Source organism: Flavobacterium ginsenosidimutans (genome assembly GCF_003254625.1).
Classification (GTDB): Bacteria; Bacteroidota; Bacteroidia; order Flavobacteriales; family Flavobacteriaceae; genus Flavobacterium; species Flavobacterium ginsenosidimutans.
Genome location: NZ_QJRJ01000077.1, coordinates 198,046 through 217,666, shown reverse-complemented (window position 1 = coordinate 217,666; position 19,621 = coordinate 198,046). Strand labels below are relative to the sequence as shown.

General features: G+C 33.1%; 17 protein-coding genes and 1 pseudogene. 12 read left to right on the top strand and 6 right to left on the bottom strand.

Annotated elements, in window-relative coordinates:
* The first annotated feature begins 122 nt into the window (after nt 1–122).
* A complete protein-coding gene (gene ileS, locus DM444_RS12870) occupies nt 123–3,524 on the top strand; it encodes an isoleucine--tRNA ligase (RefSeq protein WP_111287235.1) in 3,402 nt (1,133 codons plus the stop codon).
* Nucleotides 3,525–3,531: 7 nt separating this feature from the next.
* The gene (locus DM444_RS12865) at nt 3,532–3,912 is read left to right on the top strand and encodes a TraR/DksA family transcriptional regulator (RefSeq protein ID WP_012022792.1); all 381 of its coding nucleotides are present in this window, start codon (nt 3,532–3,534) and stop codon (nt 3,910–3,912) included.
* Between the two features lie 249 nt (nt 3,913–4,161).
* On the opposite strand, the gene DM444_RS12860 is transcribed toward DM444_RS12865, so the two are convergent.
* On the bottom strand, nt 4,162–4,542 hold the full coding sequence (locus tag DM444_RS12860) for a hypothetical protein (RefSeq protein ID WP_057115205.1): 381 nt from the start codon (nt 4,540–4,542) through the stop codon (nt 4,162–4,164).
* 36 nt (nt 4,543–4,578) lie between these two features.
* Nucleotides 4,579–4,935: a roadblock/LC7 domain-containing protein gene (locus DM444_RS12855; protein WP_091494460.1), complete on the bottom strand. Its 357-nt coding sequence runs from the start codon at nt 4,933–4,935 to the stop codon at nt 4,579–4,581.
* 180 nt (nt 4,936–5,115) lie between these two features.
* On the opposite strand from DM444_RS12855, the gene DM444_RS12850 reads away from it, so the two are divergent.
* The 6 genes from DM444_RS12850 (at nt 5,116) to DM444_RS12825 (ending at nt 15,032) form a co-directional block, all read left to right on the top strand.
* On the top strand, nt 5,116–5,331 hold the full coding sequence (locus DM444_RS12850) for a hypothetical protein (RefSeq protein ID WP_111287233.1): 216 nt from the start codon (nt 5,116–5,118) through the stop codon (nt 5,329–5,331).
* Nucleotides 5,332–5,451: 120 nt separating this feature from the next.
* Entirely contained in the window at nt 5,452–6,051 is a 600-nt protein-coding gene (locus tag DM444_RS12845) for a lipoprotein signal peptidase (RefSeq protein ID WP_111287231.1), read from the top strand.
* Nucleotides 6,052–6,190: 139 nt separating this feature from the next.
* Nucleotides 6,191–9,349, top strand: a complete 3,159-nt coding sequence (locus DM444_RS12840) for a UvrD-helicase domain-containing protein (protein WP_111287229.1) — start codon at nt 6,191–6,193, stop codon at nt 9,347–9,349.
* An 83-nt stretch (nt 9,350–9,432) separates the two neighbouring features.
* The gene (gene kbl, locus DM444_RS12835) at nt 9,433–10,626 is read left to right on the top strand and encodes a glycine C-acetyltransferase (protein WP_111287227.1); all 1,194 of its coding nucleotides are present in this window, start codon (nt 9,433–9,435) and stop codon (nt 10,624–10,626) included.
* Nucleotides 10,627–10,739: 113 nt separating this feature from the next.
* Nucleotides 10,740–12,206, top strand: coding sequence for an OmpA family protein (locus DM444_RS12830; RefSeq protein ID WP_111287224.1), 1,467 nt, complete (start codon nt 10,740–10,742; stop codon nt 12,204–12,206).
* Nucleotides 12,207–12,269: 63 nt separating this feature from the next.
* Nucleotides 12,270–15,032, top strand: a complete 2,763-nt coding sequence (locus tag DM444_RS12825; RefSeq protein ID WP_111287222.1) for a PD-(D/E)XK nuclease family protein — start codon at nt 12,270–12,272, stop codon at nt 15,030–15,032.
* Nucleotides 15,033–15,220: 188 nt separating this feature from the next.
* Here DM444_RS12825 and DM444_RS23635 read toward each other — a convergent pair whose 3' ends face one another.
* Entirely contained in the window at nt 15,221–15,364 is a 144-nt protein-coding gene (locus tag DM444_RS23635; protein ID WP_162614963.1) for a hypothetical protein, read from the bottom strand.
* 289 nt (nt 15,365–15,653) lie between these two features.
* Between DM444_RS23635 and DM444_RS12820 the strand changes: the two genes are divergently transcribed.
* Both DM444_RS12820 and DM444_RS12815 read left to right on the top strand, forming a co-directional pair.
* Nucleotides 15,654–15,974, top strand: a complete 321-nt coding sequence (locus DM444_RS12820; protein ID WP_095928511.1) for a roadblock/LC7 domain-containing protein — start codon at nt 15,654–15,656, stop codon at nt 15,972–15,974.
* A 24-nt stretch (nt 15,975–15,998) separates the two neighbouring features.
* Nucleotides 15,999–16,373 (top strand): hypothetical protein, encoded by a 375-nt coding sequence (locus DM444_RS12815; protein WP_095928390.1) that lies wholly within the window; start codon nt 15,999–16,001, stop codon nt 16,371–16,373.
* Between the two features lie 46 nt (nt 16,374–16,419).
* Here the strand turns inward: DM444_RS12815 and DM444_RS24105 are convergent.
* The 3 genes and pseudogenes from DM444_RS24105 to DM444_RS12805 form a co-directional block, all read right to left on the bottom strand.
* Nucleotides 16,420–16,485: pseudogene (locus tag DM444_RS24105) on the bottom strand (hypothetical protein); the annotation flags it as partial.
* A complete protein-coding gene (locus DM444_RS12810; protein ID WP_111287220.1) occupies nt 16,458–17,234 on the bottom strand; it encodes an alpha/beta fold hydrolase in 777 nt (258 codons plus the stop codon). The pseudogene DM444_RS24105 and the gene DM444_RS12810, both read right to left, overlap by 28 nt.
* 170 nt (nt 17,235–17,404) lie before the next feature.
* Nucleotides 17,405–18,208 (bottom strand): TIGR00266 family protein, encoded by an 804-nt coding sequence (locus DM444_RS12805; protein WP_095928388.1) that lies wholly within the window; start codon nt 18,206–18,208, stop codon nt 17,405–17,407.
* Nucleotides 18,209–18,385: 177 nt separating this feature from the next.
* Between DM444_RS12805 and DM444_RS12800 the strand changes: the two genes are divergently transcribed.
* Together DM444_RS12800 and DM444_RS12795 are read left to right on the top strand one after the other, a co-directional pair.
* On the top strand, nt 18,386–18,742 hold the full coding sequence (locus tag DM444_RS12800; RefSeq protein ID WP_111287218.1) for a hypothetical protein: 357 nt from the start codon (nt 18,386–18,388) through the stop codon (nt 18,740–18,742).
* Nucleotides 18,743–18,831: 89 nt separating this feature from the next.
* On the top strand, nt 18,832–19,350 hold the full coding sequence (locus DM444_RS12795) for a ferritin (protein ID WP_095928386.1): 519 nt from the start codon (nt 18,832–18,834) through the stop codon (nt 19,348–19,350).
* Nucleotides 19,351–19,621 lie beyond the last annotated feature (271 nt).

Sequence of the window (19,621 nt, the reverse complement as noted above, 5' to 3'; positions counted from 1 at the left end):
AAACGGCAATATTTGTTGCGGAATCTACTCGAAATTTCCTGAAATCGGTCTTTTTTCCGTTATCTTTTATCTATTTTCCTCAAAATTCCTTACTTTCGCACCTCGTTTAAGAAAAGGATAAAATGAGTACAAAATTTACTGAATACAAAGGACTTGACTTACCAACCGTAGCGTCTGAAGTTCTTGATTTTTGGAAGAAAGAAAATATATTTGAAAAGAGTGTAACAACTCGCGAAGGTGCTGAGCCTTTCGTATTTTTTGAAGGTCCGCCTTCAGCAAACGGATTGCCTGGAATTCACCACGTAATGGCACGTGCGATTAAAGATATTTTTTGCAGATATAAAACTCAAAAAGGTTTTCAGGTTAAAAGAAAAGCCGGATGGGATACTCACGGTTTGCCTGTAGAATTGGGTACCGAAAAAGAATTAGGAATTACAAAAGAAGATATTGGTAAAACAATTTCAATCGAAGAATATAACGAAGCGTGTAAAAAAACCGTTATGCGTTATACTGACGTATGGAATGATTTGACCGAAAAAATGGGTTATTGGGTTGATATGGAAGATCCGTATGTGACTTATAAACCAAAATATATGGAGTCTGTTTGGTGGCTTTTGAAACAAATCTACGATAAAGGTTTGTTGTATAAAGGATACACAATTCAGCCATATTCTCCAAAAGCAGGAACTGGATTGTCTTCTCACGAAGTAAATCAGCCTGGAGCTTACCGTGATGTTACCGATACTACAATTGTAGCGCAGTTCAAAACTTTGCCAGAAACACTTCCGAGCTTTTTACAAGGTTTTGGAGATATTCACATTTTAGCTTGGACGACAACTCCTTGGACACTTCCGTCAAATACAGCTTTGACAGTTGGTCCAAAAATCGATTATGTTTTAGTTAAAACTTTCAATCAATATACTTTTGAGCCAATTAATGTGATTCTGGCTAAAAACTTAGTTGGAAAACAATTCGGAAAAGGATTTTTCGTAAGTGAAGACGATGCTGATTTTGATAACGTTAAAAACGGAGATAAAAAACTTCCGTACAAAATCTTAACTGAAGCAAAAGGAGCAGATTTAGTAGAAATCCGTTACGAGCAATTATTGCCTTACGTATTGCCATATCAAAATGCTGAAAATGCATTTAGAGTAATTTCTGGGGATTTCGTTACAACAGAAGATGGAACAGGAATTGTGCATACAGCTCCAACTTTTGGTGCAGATGATGCTAAAGTAGCAAAAGAAGCAAAGCCAGAAGTTCCGCCAATGTTGGTTCTTGACGAAAACGGAACAGCAGTTCCTTTAGTTGATTTACAAGGAAGATTCACTTCTCATGTAGGTGATTTGGCCGGTAAATATGTTAAAAACGAATATTACGATGCAGGACAAGCTCCAGAGAAATCTGTTGATGTTGAAATTGCTATTCGCCTTAAAGAAGAAAACAAAGCTTTTAAAGTTGAAAAATACGTGCACAGTTATCCACACAGCTGGAGAACAGATGAGCCGTTATTATACTATCCATTAGATTCGTGGTTTATTAAAGTAACCGACGTAAAAGATAGAATGTTCGACCTGAACGAAACTATCAATTGGAAGCCTAAATCTACTGGTGAAGGACGTTTTGGAAATTGGCTTAAAAATGCCAACGATTGGAACTTATCTCGTTCTAGATATTGGGGTATTCCATTACCAATTTGGAGAACAGAAGATAAAACAGAAGAAGTTATTATCGGTTCTGTTGAAGAATTGTACAATGCAATCGAAAAATCGATCGAAGCAGGTTTCCAAAAAGAAAATCCATTTAAAGGGTTTGAAATCGGAAATATGTCTGAGTCAAATTATGATTTAATTGACTTGCACAAAAATGTTGTTGATGCTATTACTTTAGTTTCAGCTTCTGGAAAACCAATGAAGCGCGAAAGTGATCTAATCGACGTTTGGTTCGATTCTGGAGCTATGCCTTATGCACAATGGCATTATCCTTTTGAGAACAAAGATAAAATTGACGGAAACAAAGATTTTCCAGCGAATTTCATTGCTGAAGGAGTAGACCAGACTCGTGGATGGTTTTATACTTTACACGCTATTGGAACTTTGGTTTTTGATAAAGTAGCGTATAAAAACGTAGTTTCAAACGGTCTTGTTTTGGATAAAAATGGAATTAAAATGTCTAAGAGTAAAGGAAATACTATAGACCCTTTTAAAACCATTGCAGAAAACGGTCCAGATGCTACACGTTGGTATATGATTATGAATGCAAATCCGTGGGATAATTTGAAGTTTGACCTTGAGGGAATTGCTGAGGTTAAACGTAAATTCTTCGGAACACTTTACAATACCTATTCATTCTTCTCGTTATATGCTAACATCGACGGATTTAAATATGCCGAAGCTGAAATTCCATTAAACGAAAGACCTGAAATCGATCAGTGGATTATTTCTGAATTACATACGTTAATCAAATTTGTTGACGAATGCTACGAAGATTATGAACCAACAAAAGCGACAAGAGCCATTTCTGACTTCGTTCAGGAGAATTTAAGTAACTGGTACGTTCGTTTATGCCGTCGTCGTTTCTGGAAAGGAGAATATGCAAAAGATAAAATTGCAGCTTACCAAACGCTTTATACTTGTTTGCTTACAATTAGTAAACTAAGCGCTCCGGTAGCTCCATTTTTTATGGATAAATTATACAGAGATTTGACAGCTTCTACGGGAACCGAGGATTTTGCTAGTGTTCACTTGGCTGAGTTTCCAAAATTTGTCGAAAACTTTGTTAATAAAACGTTAGAGAGCAAAATGCAGAAGGCGCAAACCATCTCATCTTTGGTTTTATCACTACGTAAAAAAGAGATGATTAAAGTTCGTCAACCTCTGCAAAAGGTAATGATTCCAGTACTTGACGAGAATCAGCGTGCTGAAATCGAAGCGATTTCTGACCTTGTAAAAGCTGAGGTAAACGTGAAAGAAATCGAACTTTTAGACGATGCTTCAGGTATTTTGGTAAAACAAATTAAGCCTAATTTTAAGGCTCTTGGGCCACGTTTTGGAAAAGACATGGGCTTGATTTCTAAGGAGATACAAGGTTTTTCTGCAGATCAGATTAATCAATTAGACAAGCAAGGAACGCTAGATATTGTTATTGCAGGAAATAGTGTAACTTTATCACTAGAAGATGTGGAAATTACATCACAAGATATCGAAGGATGGTTAGTTGCTAATTCAAACGGAATAACAGTTGCGCTTGATATTACTCTTACCGAAGAATTAAAAAATGAAGGTATCGCTAGAGAATTAGTAAATAGAATACAAAACATTCGTAAAGATTCAGGATTTGAGGTTACGGATAAGATTAAAGTTCAAATAAAAAGAAACGGCATTTTAGAAGATGCAGTTTCAAAAAACAAAGACTATATTAAGTCTGAAACATTAACAGACGAACTGGTTTTTGCTGACACGTTAGAAAACGGCACAGAAATTGAGTTTGATGATATTAGAACCATTATATTAATTTCAAAATAGTTAGAAAATGATAGATGAAATTACAAGATACTCTGACGCAGATTTAGCAGAGTTCAAAGAAATAATCCAAGCAAAAATTAAAAAAGCACAAGAAGATCTTGATTTGATCAAAAGTGCCTATATGAACGATTTGAATAACGGTACTGACGATACTTCTCCAACTTTTAAAGCTTTTGAAGAAGGAAGTGAGACTATGTCTAAAGAAGCAAACTCTCAGTTGGCTATCAGACAAGAGAAATTCATTCGCGATTTAAAAAATGCTTTATTCCGTGTAGAAAATAAAACATACGGTATCTGCAAAGTAACAGGTAAATTAATCAGCAAAGAAAGGCTTAAAATCGTTCCTCATGCAACGATGAGTATCGAAGCTAAAAACTTGCAACGATAAACTACAGAAATGTAAAAAAAGCGCTCCTTTAAGGGGCGCTTTTTTTGTTTAATGTTTAACTTTATCTAGCGCTGTTGTTGGATTTATGGTTTGAAAGAAATTATTTATAATTGATCAAAATAAACATAGTTAATAGATGCTTGTTTTTGTAAGAACTTATTCGATAGATAAATTGCAGGTTAATAATTAAATACAATAAAAAAACCGTCTTGAGAAAGACGGTTTTTATTTTGAAATCAAAAGAAATGATTAAGCTAGATTTTTTTCAACTTCAGCTTTATGTTTTCTCAAAATGGCTCTGGTCATACCTAAATTAGCTTTTGAAGCATCTGCAGCTAGGTAGATCATAAATTTTTTGTTTGGAGAAATATCGATAATGTGAATTTGATTAGAAAGTGTAATCAAAATATCTTCGATGTCCTGGTTTAAGTTTAATGCTTTTACAGCACTCAATTTAGCTTTTACAACTTCTAAGTTATAAGCTGCGGCAAGTTCAGGGTCAAAACTTGGGTCAATAGTTAAATTTCCAAAGCTTAATCCAGATTCAATTTCTGTTACAGCCACAGCGATAAAGCCGTTTACGTTAGTTTTCATTTCGTTTAAAAACACGTTTAAAAAATCATTGCTCATAGTACGTTCGGTTTGTTGTTAATAGATAGATTTATGTTATTTTAATAGGGAATTCTTGCTTAGTTCAGCAGAAACTTCTTCTGTTGAACGCATCAGTAGTGCTAGATTGCTGCCTTCTTTAGAAAAAGCAACGATAAAATTAGAACCGCTAATTTTGTTTCCAACAATAACGCCTTCGGCACTTTTAAGGTATAATTGTTTTAATGAGCCTTTTTCTAAATCAATTAAAAATTTTTCGCTCATAGATAAAATAGCTGCGCTCATTGCGGCGATACTATCGCCATAGTCTAGGTTTAAGGAAGTTATAAGTTTTCCTTTTCCGTTCAAGATTAATGCAGCGGTAGATTTGGTGCTGACAAGAAAGTCGTTTAAGGTAGTTGTAATTTCATTCATGATTTGTAGGATTTAGGGAGGAATATTAAATTTAGTTTTTGGTGTTTGGTTTAAATAAAAATTAACGACAATGATCCTAAACAAGTGTTAATTTTTATTAACAAATATAAATTAAATTATGTATCATTGTAGTACCAAATCATTAATAATTTAAATTATTTACTATAAAAAACTTACATTATGGCTAAAGTATTGAAATTCAAAGAAATAAACTCTGACGTAGAGCGCAGAATGAAAGAATTTGAAAAACTGCGTGTTAAGTTTAAAGCAGATGTAAAGAAGGGCGAAGCAAAGAAATTGGCTGCCGGAAAAGAGAGCAAAGGAATATTTAAGTCTCTTTCAGATTTTTTCTCCGACAGTCCAAAAACACCAGCGAATGCTCCTGTAAAAAAATAAACTTTATCGGGTTTAGATTAGCATTTCGACCTTCTTTAGTTTATTAGAAAACAATTAACGCTCCTTAAGGAGCGTTTTTTTTGATTAAATTGTTATTTTTGCCCATCAAAAAATCATAAAATGTCATTACGAAAAGCGTATTTCCTTATATTCTTAGTTTTAATTGTTGATCAACTTTCTAAAATCTATGTCAAAACAAATTTCATTCTTGGTGAAGAAGTGGTAATTTTTGATTGGTTTAGAATTCATTTTATTGAAAATGAAGGAATGGCTTGGGGAACAAAAATACCAGGTGAATACGGAAAATTAATTTTGACTGTATTTAGAATTGTTGCTGTTTTCGGAATTGGCTGGTGGCTTTCTGATTCTATAAAAAAGCGTCACTCGACTTATTTAGTTGTAGCAATTGCATTAATCTTTGCAGGAGCGGCAGGAAATATTATTGATTCTGTTTTTTACGGAGTTATTTTTGATGACAGCACACATAACTTAGCAACTCTTTTTTCACCTGCGCCTTATGGAACTTGGTTTCATGGTTTGGTGGTAGATATGTTTTATTTTCCAATATGGGAAGGAAATCTTCCGGAATGGCTTCCAATGGTTGGCGGAAAACATTTTGCTTTTTTCAATGCTATCTTTAATGTTGCCGATGTAGCAATCTCTACAGGAGTAGGAATACTTTTGGTTTTTAATAAAAGAGCTTTTCCAAAACACGGATAAATTTAAAAAATCCAAAATTTTCAAAATTCCAAATTCCAATATTTAAGGCATTCGCAACAGACAGATATTGGAATTTGGAATTTTTCATTATTGAGGGTTGAATATTTTGTGTTATTTTTACGATACAAAAAATCAAACTATGCAAAGTCCGTCTTTCTCCATTTATGATGCTTCTGCAGGATCAGGAAAGACATATACATTGGTAAAAGAATATTTAAAAATTATTCTTTCTTCTCCAAAAAACGATGCATATCGAAATATCTTAGCAATCACTTTTACCAACAAAGCAGTTCATGAAATGAAAAGCCGTATTGTTGGAAATCTTTCTGAATTCGCAAAAGATGATCCGTCTCCAAAAGCGGCTGATTTAATGGAGGATCTGTCACGCGATACAGGACTTTCGATCATTAAAATCAAAACCAAATCGCAACAGATTATTAAGCACTTAATTCATAATTACGCTGCTTTTGATATTTCGACAATTGATAAATTTACCCACAAAGTTATTCGTGCTTTTGCACACGATTTAAATCTTCCAATGACTTTTGAAGTCACTCTGGATACCGAAAATTTGTTGGTCGAAGCAGTTGATGCAATTATTGCGCAAGCTGGAGAAGATGAAACATTAACCAAACTGCTCATCGATTTCACTATGGAAAAAACCGATGATGACAAAAGTTGGGATATTTCGCGTGAGATTCTTGATACTGGAAGATTGGTTTTGAATGAAAACAATCGAAACGAAATTCTGCATTTTCAAGACAAAACTATCGGAGAGTTTGTTGAAATTAAAACAAAAATGCAAGTACTTTGTAAAGGGCTTGAAGAAACCAATGAGGGTTTTGCATCCAAAGCGATTGAATTGATTGATAAAAACGGAATTGATCCAAAATCATTTTCAAGAGGAACTTTTCCAAATCATTTAGAAAGCATTCGAAGCGGAAAATTCAATCCAAAAAATAAAACATTCCATGAATTCGATGATATTGCGATTAACAAAACGGCAAAAGACCGAGCGTTAATTGAAAATATTATTCCAGAATTACTTCAAATATTAAAAGAGGTTTATCAAAACTTTGAAAAAAGAGATTTTTATAAAGCCTTTTTGAAAAATATTACACCACTTTCTTTATTGAATACAGTAAGTAATGAACTTGCAAAAATTCAATCGGAACAAAATATTTTATCCATTTCAGAATTCAACGCAATTATTCATCGCGAAATTCAGAATCAGCCTGCACCTTTTATTTATGAACGTTTGGGCGAGCGTTATCGTAATTTTTTCATTGATGAATTTCAGGATACTTCAGAAATGCAATGGCAAAATTTGATTCCTTTAATAGATAACTCACTTTCGGGTTTAGATGATTTAGGAAATAAAGGAACTTTAATGATTGTTGGCGATCCTAAACAATCTATTTATCGCTGGCGCGGAGGTAAAGCGGAACAATTTATTGAATTGAGTAAAGATGTGAATCCGTTTAATAATCCGGACAAACAAATCAAACATTTAAACACTAATTATCGAAGTTATAGCGAAGTTATTGAGTTTAATAATGCTTTTTTTAAACTGATTTCGGCTGAATTTTCAAATGAAGATTATAAAGACTTATATGAGAATCATAGTTTTCAGAACACAAATTCGAAGAAAGGTGGTTATGTAAATATATCATTTCTTCCAATCGTAGATAAAAATGAATTTGTAGATGAAGAAGAAGTTGTTGAAAAATCTGATTTGTATGTTTTAGCAACTTTAAACACAATTCAGGAAGTTGTGAAACAAGGTTTTGAATATAAAGATATTGTAATTCTTACCAGAAAAAGAGATCAGGGAATTGCAATTGCTAATTATTTGACCGAGCAAGGAATTCCTCTTTTGTCTTCGGAAACATTAATGATTCAAAATGCATCAGAAGTTCGTTTGATCGTTCATCTTCTTAGATACTTAAATAATAGTGCAGATTTAGAATCGAAAGCACATTTTTTACATTTCCTAGCATCGAGCAAAGATTTGGCAATGCCTATTCATGATTTCATTGCAATGGGAATGAATCATAGATTTGAAAAAGATTTTGAAGAATGGCTTCTGACTTTTGATGTTTCTTTTTCTTTTGAAGATGTTAGAAAAAAATCATTGTATGAAGCGGTAGAAGTTGTCATTTCTAAGTTTATTCTTCCGTCTGAAGGAAATGCTTATGTTCAGTTTTTTCTAGATATTGTTTTAGAAAGAGATATCCGAAATCAATCTGGAGTTGCAGACTTTCTAGTTTTCTGGGATAAAAATGCAGAGAAATTTAGTATTCCGTCACCAGAAGGAAACAATGCAGTTCGAATTATGACTATTCATAAATCAAAAGGATTAGAATTTCCAGTTGTAATTATGCCTTTTGCTGACGAAGATTATAATAGGAAGCCAAAAGATAAACTTTGGCTCGATACAGAAGAAATTGATTTAGGAATTCCAAAAGCACTGGTAGATAATAGTAGCGCAGTTGAAGGATTTGGCGAAAATGCCTCGGCAGTTTTTAATTTGAAAAAGCAAGAAGAGCTTTTAGATAATATAAATGTGTTATATGTGGCTTTGACTCGTGCAGAAGAGCAACTTTATGTGATTTCTCAATCATTAAAAGCAAAAAATGATGGAGAATATCCAAATAATATGGCTTCCTTTTTTATTAAATTTTTAATTAATGAAGGGGTTTATGAAGAAGAAAAATTAAACTACGAATTTGGAAATAAAATGAGACTTTCGAAACTTTCTGAAACAGTCAATTTAGTCAAATCAATTCCGATTGTGAGAGAAGTTTTGAATCCAAAGAATATTAAAATAGCACAGCGCGAAGCTTTAATGTGGGGAACTCATCAGCAGGAAGCAATTTCGTACGGAAATATTGTGCATGAGATTTTGGCTTTTGTTAAAGATAAATCGGATATCGATTTAGCAGTAACAAAATCACTTGAAAATGGATTAATAACTTTTGATCAAGTAGAGCAGGTGCTTCAGACTTTAAGGGAAATAGTAAATCATCCAGAATTGGATGTCTGTTTTAATGGGAAAGATACTGTTCTAAATGAGCAAACAATTGTTCAGAAGGAAGGAAGAATTTTAAAACCAGACCGAGTTGTGTTTTTAGAAAATAAACAAGCTTATTTGCTGGATTATAAAACAGGAGCTGTAAATGCTAAATACCAACAGCAAATTCAGGAATATCAAGATGCAATTGAAGATTTAGGATACAAAGTGTTAAAAAAAGCATTGGTGTATATTGGAGCAGAAATTGAAGTGGTAAATTTGTGAAAAAATTAATCAGATGTTAAAGAAATAACGAAGCTTTATTTTTGTTAAGTTGTTAATTTTTAACGTTTTAAATAAATAGAAAAATGTACGGTAAAATTAAGGAGTATCTGCAAAGTGAGCTGCAGACAATCGAAGAAAATGGAATTTTCAAAAAGGAGCGTATCATTACTTCTCCTCAAGGTGCAGAAATTACAATTTCGACTGGAGAAACAGTTTTGAATTTTTGTGCTAATAATTATTTAGGACTTTCGTCGCATCCAGAAGTGGTGCAGGCGGCTAAAGACGCAATGGACACACATGGTTTCGGAATGTCATCGGTTCGTTTCATCTGCGGGACGCAAGATATTCATAAAACATTAGAAAAAAAGATTGCAGATTTTTATGGTACAGAAGACACTATATTATATGCTGCAGCTTTTGATGCTAACGGAGGTGTTTTTGAACCTTTGCTTGGTGAGAATGATGCAATTATTTCAGATAGTTTAAATCACGCTTCTATTATTGATGGAGTTCGTTTGTGTAAAGCGGCTCGTTATCGTTATGAGAACAATAATATGGAAGAGCTGGAACAGCAGTTGATTAAGGCAAATGAAGCTGGGGCACGTTTTAAATTAATTGTGACCGATGGTGTTTTTTCAATGGATGGACTTGTAGCGCCATTAGACAAAATTTGTGACTTAGCTGATAAATATGATGCAATGGTTATGGTAGACGAATGCCATGCTGCTGGTTTTATTGGCGCAACAGGAAAAGGAACTCTTGAAGCGAAAAAAGTTATGGGAAGAGTAGATATTATTACAGGGACCCTTGGTAAAGCTTTAGGTGGCGCAATGGGAGGATATACTACTGCAAAAAAAGAAATAATTGAATTATTACGCCAAAGATCTAGACCTTATTTGTTTTCAAATTCATTAGCACCTGCAATTGTTGGAGCTTCAATAAAGGTTTTTGAGCTATTAGAAAAAGATACAACACTTCGAGATAAATTAGAATGGAATACTAATTACTTTAAAGAAGGAATGAAAAAAGCAGGTTTTGATATTATTGATGGAGATTCTGCAATTGTTCCTGTTATGTTATATGATGCCAAATTATCTCAAACTATGGCAAACGAACTTTTGAAGCAAGGAATTTATGTTATTGGCTTTTTCTTCCCAGTAGTTCCAAAAGAAAAGGCAAGAATTCGTGTCCAGCTGTCTGCAGCGCATGAAAAAGAGCACCTTGACAAGGCAATAAATGCCTTCTCAGTTGTCGGTAAAATGTTAAAAGTTATATAATTACCACTTTGGTTAAATTTTTGTAGGTTTTTTTTAACATTTCATTTTGTATTTAAAAAATTTGGTGTTACTTTTGCTTGTAATTAACTAAATTGTAATTAAAAAAATTAAGTATGAAACATCTTAACAAACTTTTAGTTGCTGTATTGATGGCGATGGGTTTAAGTTCTCACGCGCAAGACAGTAACAATCCATGGGCGATCTCTTTCGGGGTTAATGCTGTGGATACAAGGACTAGTGCAAGTCCAGAACATGTTGACTTTTTTCCTGCACACTTTTCTCAGCCATTCGCTGTAAAGGATAACTGGAATATTCTTCCTTCTTTATCTTACATTGGAGTATCTAGATATGTAGGGCATGGTTTCTCTGTAGGTTTACAAGGATCTGTAAACAAAATCGACAAATATGTTGTTTTTGCACCAAATGCAGCAGGTCATGATGGAAGAGGTATGATCGTAACAAATCCTGGGGACTTAATGTACTACGGAATTGATGCTACGGTAAAATATAGCTTCCAAGAATTGATCAAATCTAAAGTAGTTGATCCTTCGTTATCTGTTGGTGGAGGTTACACTTTCTTCGGAGATAGCAGCTACGGAACTGTTAACCCAGGTGCTGGTGTTACTTTCTGGTTTACAGATGCTATTGGTCTTGAGCTTGCTACAAGATACAAATGGTCAGTTAGTGGAGATAGAGAAGATGCAAATGGTGCTCCAGATGCTCCATCTCACTTCCAACACACTGCAGGTTTAGTTTTCAAATTCGGAGGTAAAGATACTGACGGAGACGGAATCTATGACAAAGATGATGCTTGTCCAGATGTTGCTGGTTTAAAACAATTCAACGGATGTCCTGATACTGACGGTGACGGAATCGTTGATGCTTCTGACGCTTGTCCAGATGTATTTGGTTTAGCTGCATTAAACGGATGTCCTGATACTGATGGAGACGGAATTGCTGATAAAGATGATGCTTGTCCAGATGTTGCTGGTTTAGCTGCTTTAAAAGGTTGTCCTGATACTGACGGAGACGGAATTGCTGATAAAGACGATAAATGTCCTACAGTTGCTGGTCCTAAAGAAAACGGTGGTTGCCCATTCTTAGATGCTGATAAAGACGGTGTTGCTGACAAAGATGACGACTGTCCTACAGTTGCTGGTCCTGCTAGTAACAGAGGATGTCCAGAAGTAACTTCTGAGGCGTTAGAAGATCTTAAAGTTCAAGCTAGAGCGGTATACTTTAACTCAGGAAAAGCTACTTTCAAAACAGGAGATAAAGAAACTCAAGCTAGATTAGATGCTATTAAAGAAATCCTTAAAAACTATCCAAACGCGAAATTCTCTATCGAAGGACACACAGATAGTACAGGTTCTGCTAAAGTAAACCAAAAACTTTCTGAAGATAGAGCTAAAGCTGTATTGGATGCATTAGTTCAAAGAGGTGTAAACCCAGAGAACTTAGAGTCTAAAGGATTTGGTTCTAGCCAACCAGTTGCAAGTAACAAAACTGCTGCAGGTAAAGCTCAAAACAGAAGAACTGAAATTAGACACATTGGTTCTAAATACCAAGGAAAACTATAATTCAGTTTTTAAATAAATATGAAAAGCCATTCTTAATTGAATGGCTTTTTTTATTTTTATCATATGGTAAATACTTCTTTTCTTCAAAAAATTGCTTCTGTTGTAATTCAGGATTTTGCAGATAAACTTTCTGAAATAACAATAATACTTCCTAATAAAAGGGCAAAAGTCTTTTTAATTGAAGCTCTTAAAAAAGAGACTTCAAAAACTATTATTGCGCCTGAGATTACAAGTATTGAAGATTTTGTTCAGGATGTTGCTTCAATTCGTTCAATAGATTCTATCGAACTTTTGTTCGAATTCTATGAAGTTTATTTATCGATTACAGAAAAAAAGAATCAGCAGTCTTTTGAACTATTTGCAAATTGGGCTAAAACTCTTTTACAGGACTTTAATGAAATTGACAGGTATCTTTTAGATCCATCACATGTTTTATCTTATTTGAAAGATATAGAAGACATAAAAAGATGGGGACTTGAAGTTGATCAGAAAACAAAACTTCTGGAAAATTATATTGATTTCTGGAAATTACTTCCTCTGTATTATGAATCATTATATAATCATTTGTTGTTTAAATCAATTGGTTACCAAGGTTTAATTTATAGAGAGGCAGTAAACAACTTGAATCATTTTTCAAATACGATTAAAAAACGCACTTTCATTTTTGCAGGATTCAATGCTTTGAATGCAGCAGAAGAAAAAATCGTTCAGCATTTGCTTGCTCTTGATCAGGCTAAAATTTATTGGGATGCTGACCAGGCTTTTTTAAATGATCCGTATCATGATGCGGGACTTTTTTTAAGACGTTTTAAAGAAAGTTGGAAACATTATAAAGCAAATACTTTTGAGTGGATTGTTGATGATTTTTCGCAGTCAAAGAATATTCAAATTATTGGAACCCCAAAAACAATCGGACAAGCAAAACTAGCAGGAAGCATTATTGAAGATTTAATTGATCAAAACCCTAATGCTTCTCTAGATAAAGTTGCGGTAGTTCTTGGTGAGGAGAATTTATTGGTTCCGGTTTTATATTCGCTTCCTTCCTCGGTTGGAGCTTTAAATATTACGATGGGATATTCAGGAAAGAATAATCCGTCGCAAATTTTTGTTGCTAAGTTGTTCAAAATGCATACGAATGCACTTTCTCGAAAAGGCGGAAGCTATGTTTTTTATTATAAAGATGTGCTTGATATTTTAACGCATCCATTAGTTGAGCCTTACGCGAATGCGCAAAAACTTGTAAAAATTATTAAAGAGAATAATTATACGTTTATCACTCACAATAAAATTTTGGAACTTCATCCAGAACCTTCTCCGTTTTTTAATCTGTTATTTGAGAAGTGGGAAAACGGTTCGGTTGCGGTTTTAAAAAATATTTCTACTTTATTAATCACTATTAAAGAGCATTTTAGTAATGATAATGAAGAAGAAAAAATTGCAAAAGCTTTTGTTTATGGTGTTTTTAAAGTAATCAATAAACTTATAAATTACTATTCCAAACATCATCACATCGATAATATTGATACGCTTCATGCGATTTATAAGCAAATTATAGATTTAGCTGAAGTTTCTTTTGAAGGAGAGCCTTTAAGAGGTTTGCAGATTATGGGAGTTTTGGAAAGCCGTGTTTTGGATTTCGAAACAGTTATAATAACTTCTATGAATGAAGGGAAATTTCCTGCTGGAAAATCTCAGAATTCATTTATTCCTTATGATGTAAAACGCGAGTTAGGGCTTCCAACTTTCAAGGAAAAAGATGCGATTTATACTTATCACTTTTATCATCTGCTTCAAAGAGCAAAAAACATATACTTAATTTACAATACTGAAAATGACGGACTCGATGCAGGCGAAAGAAGCCGTTTTATAACTCAGTTGGAAGTTGAGAAAAAAATAAGACATAATATTACTTTCGATATTTACAATCCAGAGCTTCCTAATACAGCATACGAACCAATTTCTGTCCCTAAATCTGAATTGGTGATGGAACGTTTAAAGGAAATCGCGACAGTTGGTTTTTCGCCTTCTGCTTTGACGAGTTATATTCGGAATCCGATTGAATTTTATTTTCAGAAAATATTGAGAATTCGTGAAGTGGAAGAAGTAGAAGAAAATATTGCTTTGAATACTTTGGGAACTATTATTCACGAAACGCTTAAAGCGCTTTATGATCCTTTTATCGGGAAATTTATTTCAGAAAACGATCTTTTAAATTGTTTTAAATTGCTGGACGATGAAGTTCTGAAGCAATTTAAATTGGTTTATAAAGAAGGTGAAATCAAAAAAGGACGAAACCTTTTGGCTTTTGAAGTTGCAAAAAGAAATGTCTCGAATTTTCTGAAAATGGAATTGGAGTCGGTTCGAAATAATGAAGCGATTCAGATTATTGCTTTGGAGCAAACTTTTGAGCGAGAATTTGTTCATCCAAAATTGCCATTTCCTGTTTTAATTAAAGGAAATGTCGATCGTATTGAACGACGAGATGGTAAAATCCGAATTATTGATTATAAGACAGGAAAAGTAGAAAAGGCGAATGTGGTATTGAAAACATGGAATGGGTTAACGCAAGAGCTTAAAAATGATAAAATCATTCAGGTTTTGGCGTATGCTTTCATGTTTGAAAAAGAAGCAGGAGGACTTCCTATGGAAGTTGGCATTATTTCATTCAAAAATTTAAAATCAGGATTTTTACCTTTTGGTTTTAAAGAAGAAAAAGATTTAGATGTAATTGTAACATCTCAAATTTTGAATTCTTATTTAGAAGAAATCGCCAATTTGCTGGGCGAAATTTTTGATGTAAACATTCCCTTTGAGGAAAAAGTATAATCACGATTTTAAATCAATTCAGTATCTCTTTTAAAACGAATTTCTTCTGGATTTCTTTTTGAATTTTGAGATAGTTTTAATTCTCTATTGATAAACAAAATGTGCTTTTTAGTTGCGAAAAACGCTAGAGATCTATAATAATATAGCCGAACTTTTTTGAAGAAGTTCGGCTATTTTTTAAGGTGCTTTTAGCTGAATATTTTTTTGAAGAAACCTTTTTTAGATTTTTCTCCAGAAGCCTTATTATTAATGTGTCCGTTTTCAATACGAAATCTTCTAAACTTTTCCAGTTTTACATTTAAGTCAAAGCGTAATTCGTCAACAGTTTTCATTTGAATAAATTTTTTGCAAATCTATAGAAAAACTTTTGCCTAATACAACAATTTGTAAACGTTAGCCTTAGAAATGAATTTTATCAATCGAAATGTTATGATTTTAATATAATATGTTTTTTATGTTATTTTTTTTTAAACATTTTACGCAAAAAAATAGGATTAATTAAGTGATAAACAAAAGTGAGTCAGTACGTTATACTACACTTTTTTTTAACAAGTGTTTATCGCACAATTGCCAATATTGAAATATCTTTGACGCTTCCAAAAACATGACAAAGAAAAGTATATGATTGATTTACAAACACTAGTAGAAGAGACTGGCGCAGAGTCTGGACTTAGTTTTAATATTGATGGAATCTTAAACGAGTCTGTTAATTTAGAATACGACGGGAATGTTGCAGCAATGATCGGAATGATCTTAAAGATGTGCCTTGAAATGTCGGAAGACGTTAACAACGGAGATCTTAAACAAGTAATGATTAAGAACAATGACGGAATTGTTGTGGCAAGCAAAAATCAAGATGATAATTGCATCGCGTTGCTTTCTAAAGATTTAAGCAAAATGGGTCTATTGCTGAGAAAAATGGATTCTATTTTTAACAACTAATTTAAAACCAAAAATTTAATACACATGTCAGATTTTTTACAAAATTTTCAAAACGATTTAAAAGAGAATGTTAACGGATTTATCGCTGTTTCGGTTACAGAAGTTGAAACAGGAATGTCTTACTGCTCTCTAACAGTAAAATCTGATTTTGATCCAGAATTGGCTTCGGCTTATAATTTAGAAGTTGTAAAAGCTAAATTAAACGCACTTAGAGCTTTAGGATTAAATCAAAAAATTAATGATATTTTAATTACTCTTACAGATCAGATTCATATTATTGATGTTTCTGAAGATGGAAGATACTTTATCTACTTAGCTGTAGACTCTACAAAGGCAAATCTTGGTTTAACAAGAGCGACTTTATCTAAATACAAAAAAGATATTACTTCAAAGTTATAATGATATTTTGCCCCCAAGAATGAGAAAAAGGCTATTTCAACCTCGGTTAGAAATGGCCTTTTTTGATCTTATAGTATTTGGATTTTATTCGAAGAAGTCTAGTAAAATTGTTTTTAAAGCTTCTTTGTTTTCGATTTGGCTCATATGGCCGTCCTCAAAAGAAACCAGTTCTGCGGTTGTGTCTTCGATTTGCGAAAGACTTTCTTCGTAGTTTAAAACAGGATCTTTTTTTCCTAGAATCAAAAGAATTGGAAATAAATTCTTGCGCACCAATTCTTCTCTGTCTTTTCTGATTTTCATTCCTTCCAAAGAAGCGACGATTCCTTGTAAAGGTGTTTTTAAAGCTTCGGCTTTTACTTTTTCGATTTCTTCTGCCAATCGAGTTCTGTTGTTTTCGCTAAACAAATTTGCAATTGCTAAACTTACAAAGCTTACATAGTTTTGTTTTACCGCTTTAATTGCACGAGTTCTATTTAATTTTTTCTCTTCGCTGTCTTCTTTAGAAGTTGAATTCAGTAAAACTAACTTTTGAATTTTTTCTGGGTATAATTCAGCGAAAGCCAAACCAACATAACCGCCCATTGAATGTCCAAGAATTATGGCTTTTCCAATTTTTAAATGTTCCAAAACCTCGTTCACTACATCGGCATTATCTTCCATTTTATGAACATAACCCAAACAATCTGTTTCGCCGTGACCTAATAAATCGATTGTTATGACACGATATTTTTCTGCAAAAAAATCAACATATTCTTTCCACATTTTTTTGTTTTCCAAAAAGCCGTGAAGCAAAACAATTGCGTTTCCAGTTCCCGAATCGGAGTATGATATTTTGGTATTTTTATATAAAAGCGTTTTCAAAATGAAAGATTTTTGTTTTGAAATGCAAAGTTAAGAAAGCTGAAGTAAAATATCGCGATGTCTTGATTTAATTGGGAAATCTTTAAAACAGTCATAAAATTATTTATAACATTGTTTGCTTTGTGAAATAATAAAAAATGGCTTCCATTTCTGAAAGCCATTTCTATAAATTAAAATCGATTATCGCCATCTAAAAGATTTCCTAATCCGCCAAGCAGACTTCCTTCGTCACGACTGTTTCCGCCAGACCTTGGTGCCGATGCAATAATGCGATCTGCTAATCTAGAAAAAGGTAACGATTGTATAAAAACTGTTCCCGGACCTTTTAAAGTGGCATAAAATAAACCTTCGCCACCAAAAATGGAATTCTTAATACCGCCAATAAATTCAATATCATAATCGACATCTTTGGTAAAACCAATAATGCATCCAGTATCTACTTTTAGGACTTCGCCAGGAGCTAACTCTTTTTTAGCCATTGTTCCTCCAGAATGTACAAATGCCATTCCATCTCCTTCAATTTTCTGCATGATAAAACCTTCACCGCCAAATAAACCGCGACCTAGTTTCTGAGAAAATTCAATTCCAACAGAAACACCTTTGGCAGCGCATAAAAAAGAACTTTTTTGACAGATAAATTTACCTTGAAATTGAGTTAAATCAATTGGAAGAATTTTTCCAGGATAAGGTGATGCAAATGAAACTTTGCTTTTAGTATTGCCTTGGTTTAAAAATGCAGTCATAAACAAGCTTTCGCCAGTAAGAACTCTTTTACCTGCATTTAAAAGTTTGCCAAACAAACCTGAACCTTGTTGTTGCGAACCGTCTCCAAATATAGTTTCCATCTGGATATTGTTTTCCATCATCATAAAGCTGCCAGCTTCGGCAATTACAATTTCCTGTGGATCCAATTCTATTTCCACATACTGCATTTCTTCTCCAAAAATCTGATAATCTATTTCGTGTGCTTGCATGATTTCTTAGTTATTTGTTTTTAAAATTAGACTAATAATGTTGTAGAATGTTACAGTTTTGATAGACTTGAGCTGTTTTTAAGAACATTATATCATTTTGTTATTTTAAATTAGTCTTAATTATGTGTTTAATTGTTTCAAATTATATATTTTTGCACCGTAATAATTTTTATCAGAATGGCATTAGTTAGCGATTTGACCACCAAAGTATTATTTGAAACCGAAAAAGGATATAGTTACCAATGTGATTTGACCAATAGTATAATTATCAATTTTATTGATACTGTGTCAAGTTATAAAATTCATGATTTTTTGATTTTTCAAAGAAAGGTTAATAGCGTTGATATTCTTGATATGCTTTATGACTTATCTGACCAATCAGATGCACAGCTGATTGAAACTACCAAAAGAAATTTTTCCAGAAATCTTACGATCTGCGAAATCGTTCAGTTAAGAGATTTATTAAACGGAACAAAATTTACCCTCAACTTGCATTCTATGCTTTGCAATATGGTAAACGTAGAGCTTATTTAGATTCTTACTTAGATTAAATCCAAATTTTCAAGGGGTTACGATCGGCTTCTTTAATTTTTGTAATTTTACACGTATAAAAATTAAAGGCCATGAAAGATTTACTAAGAACACGTACTTCATTAGTTGAAGGTGTAGAAAATATATTGAATTTACAAGCAAAATTAGAAAGTGACGCTTCTAACAAATATTTAGCTATGGCTGCATGGTTGGATAGAAATGGTTATGCTAATACAGCATCGTATTTGTATAAGCAAGCTGAAGAAGAAAGAGAGCATTTTCTGAAAATTTTCAAATTCATTACAGATATGGGAGGGATTGCAATTACGCCATCTGTTCCAGAAGTGCAGCAAGAATTTGCTTCTTTTAAAGAAGTATTTGAAATTGCTTTGCAAAATGAAATTGCAGTTACTCAAGCAATTAATAAAGTAATTGCAAAATGTAGAGCTGAAAATGACTACGCTACAGAAGATTTTATGATGTGGTATGTAGCTGAGCAAAGAGAAGAAGAGAAAAACGCGAGAAGAGCTTTAGAACTTTTTGATCTAATCAACGGAAATGAAGCTGACGGTAAATTCCAATTGGATGTACAAATCTCAAAAATCGGATAATTAACCGATTTATTATAATTTAAAAAGCCCTTAATATTTTATATTAAGGGCTTTTTTATTGGTTTAAGATATCACTTTCCAAAGTTCATAGAATTTCAGTTTCTTTTGTTTCGGAAGATCAGCTTCGGAGAAGCGAAATATCTATAGAAATTTTATGTATTGCCGACATAAAAGCTCCAGCGGAGCGACATATGATTTTTTTCCATGTTATTATATTTTGATCCGCTGGAGCTTTTTTATATCAATATGATTGAATGTCTATAAATATTTT

Coding starts and splice junctions, on each gene's coding strand:
- ileS (WP_111287235.1), top strand. CDS start 123: ATGAGTACAAAATTTACTGAATACAAAGGACTTGACTTACCAACCGTA.
- DM444_RS12865 (WP_012022792.1), top strand. CDS start 3,532: ATGATAGATGAAATTACAAGATACTCTGACGCAGATTTAGCAGAGTTC.
- DM444_RS12860 (WP_057115205.1), bottom strand. CDS start 4,542: ATGAGCAATGATTTTTTAAACGTGTTTTTAAACGAAATGAAAACTAAC.
- DM444_RS12855 (WP_091494460.1), bottom strand. CDS start 4,935: ATGAATGAAATTACAACTACCTTAAACGACTTTCTTGTCAGCACCAAA.
- DM444_RS12850 (WP_111287233.1), top strand. CDS start 5,116: ATGGCTAAAGTATTGAAATTCAAAGAAATAAACTCTGACGTAGAGCGC.
- DM444_RS12845 (WP_111287231.1), top strand. CDS start 5,452: ATGTCATTACGAAAAGCGTATTTCCTTATATTCTTAGTTTTAATTGTT.
- DM444_RS12840 (WP_111287229.1), top strand. CDS start 6,191: ATGCAAAGTCCGTCTTTCTCCATTTATGATGCTTCTGCAGGATCAGGA.
- kbl (WP_111287227.1), top strand. CDS start 9,433: ATGTACGGTAAAATTAAGGAGTATCTGCAAAGTGAGCTGCAGACAATC.
- DM444_RS12830 (WP_111287224.1), top strand. CDS start 10,740: ATGAAACATCTTAACAAACTTTTAGTTGCTGTATTGATGGCGATGGGT.
- DM444_RS12825 (WP_111287222.1), top strand. CDS start 12,270: ATGGTAAATACTTCTTTTCTTCAAAAAATTGCTTCTGTTGTAATTCAG.
- DM444_RS23635 (WP_162614963.1), bottom strand. CDS start 15,364: ATGAAAACTGTTGACGAATTACGCTTTGACTTAAATGTAAAACTGGAA.
- DM444_RS12820 (WP_095928511.1), top strand. CDS start 15,654: ATGATTGATTTACAAACACTAGTAGAAGAGACTGGCGCAGAGTCTGGA.
- DM444_RS12815 (WP_095928390.1), top strand. CDS start 15,999: ATGTCAGATTTTTTACAAAATTTTCAAAACGATTTAAAAGAGAATGTT.
- DM444_RS12805 (WP_095928388.1), bottom strand. CDS start 18,208: ATGCAAGCACACGAAATAGATTATCAGATTTTTGGAGAAGAAATGCAG.
- DM444_RS12800 (WP_111287218.1), top strand. CDS start 18,386: ATGGCATTAGTTAGCGATTTGACCACCAAAGTATTATTTGAAACCGAA.
- DM444_RS12795 (WP_095928386.1), top strand. CDS start 18,832: ATGAAAGATTTACTAAGAACACGTACTTCATTAGTTGAAGGTGTAGAA.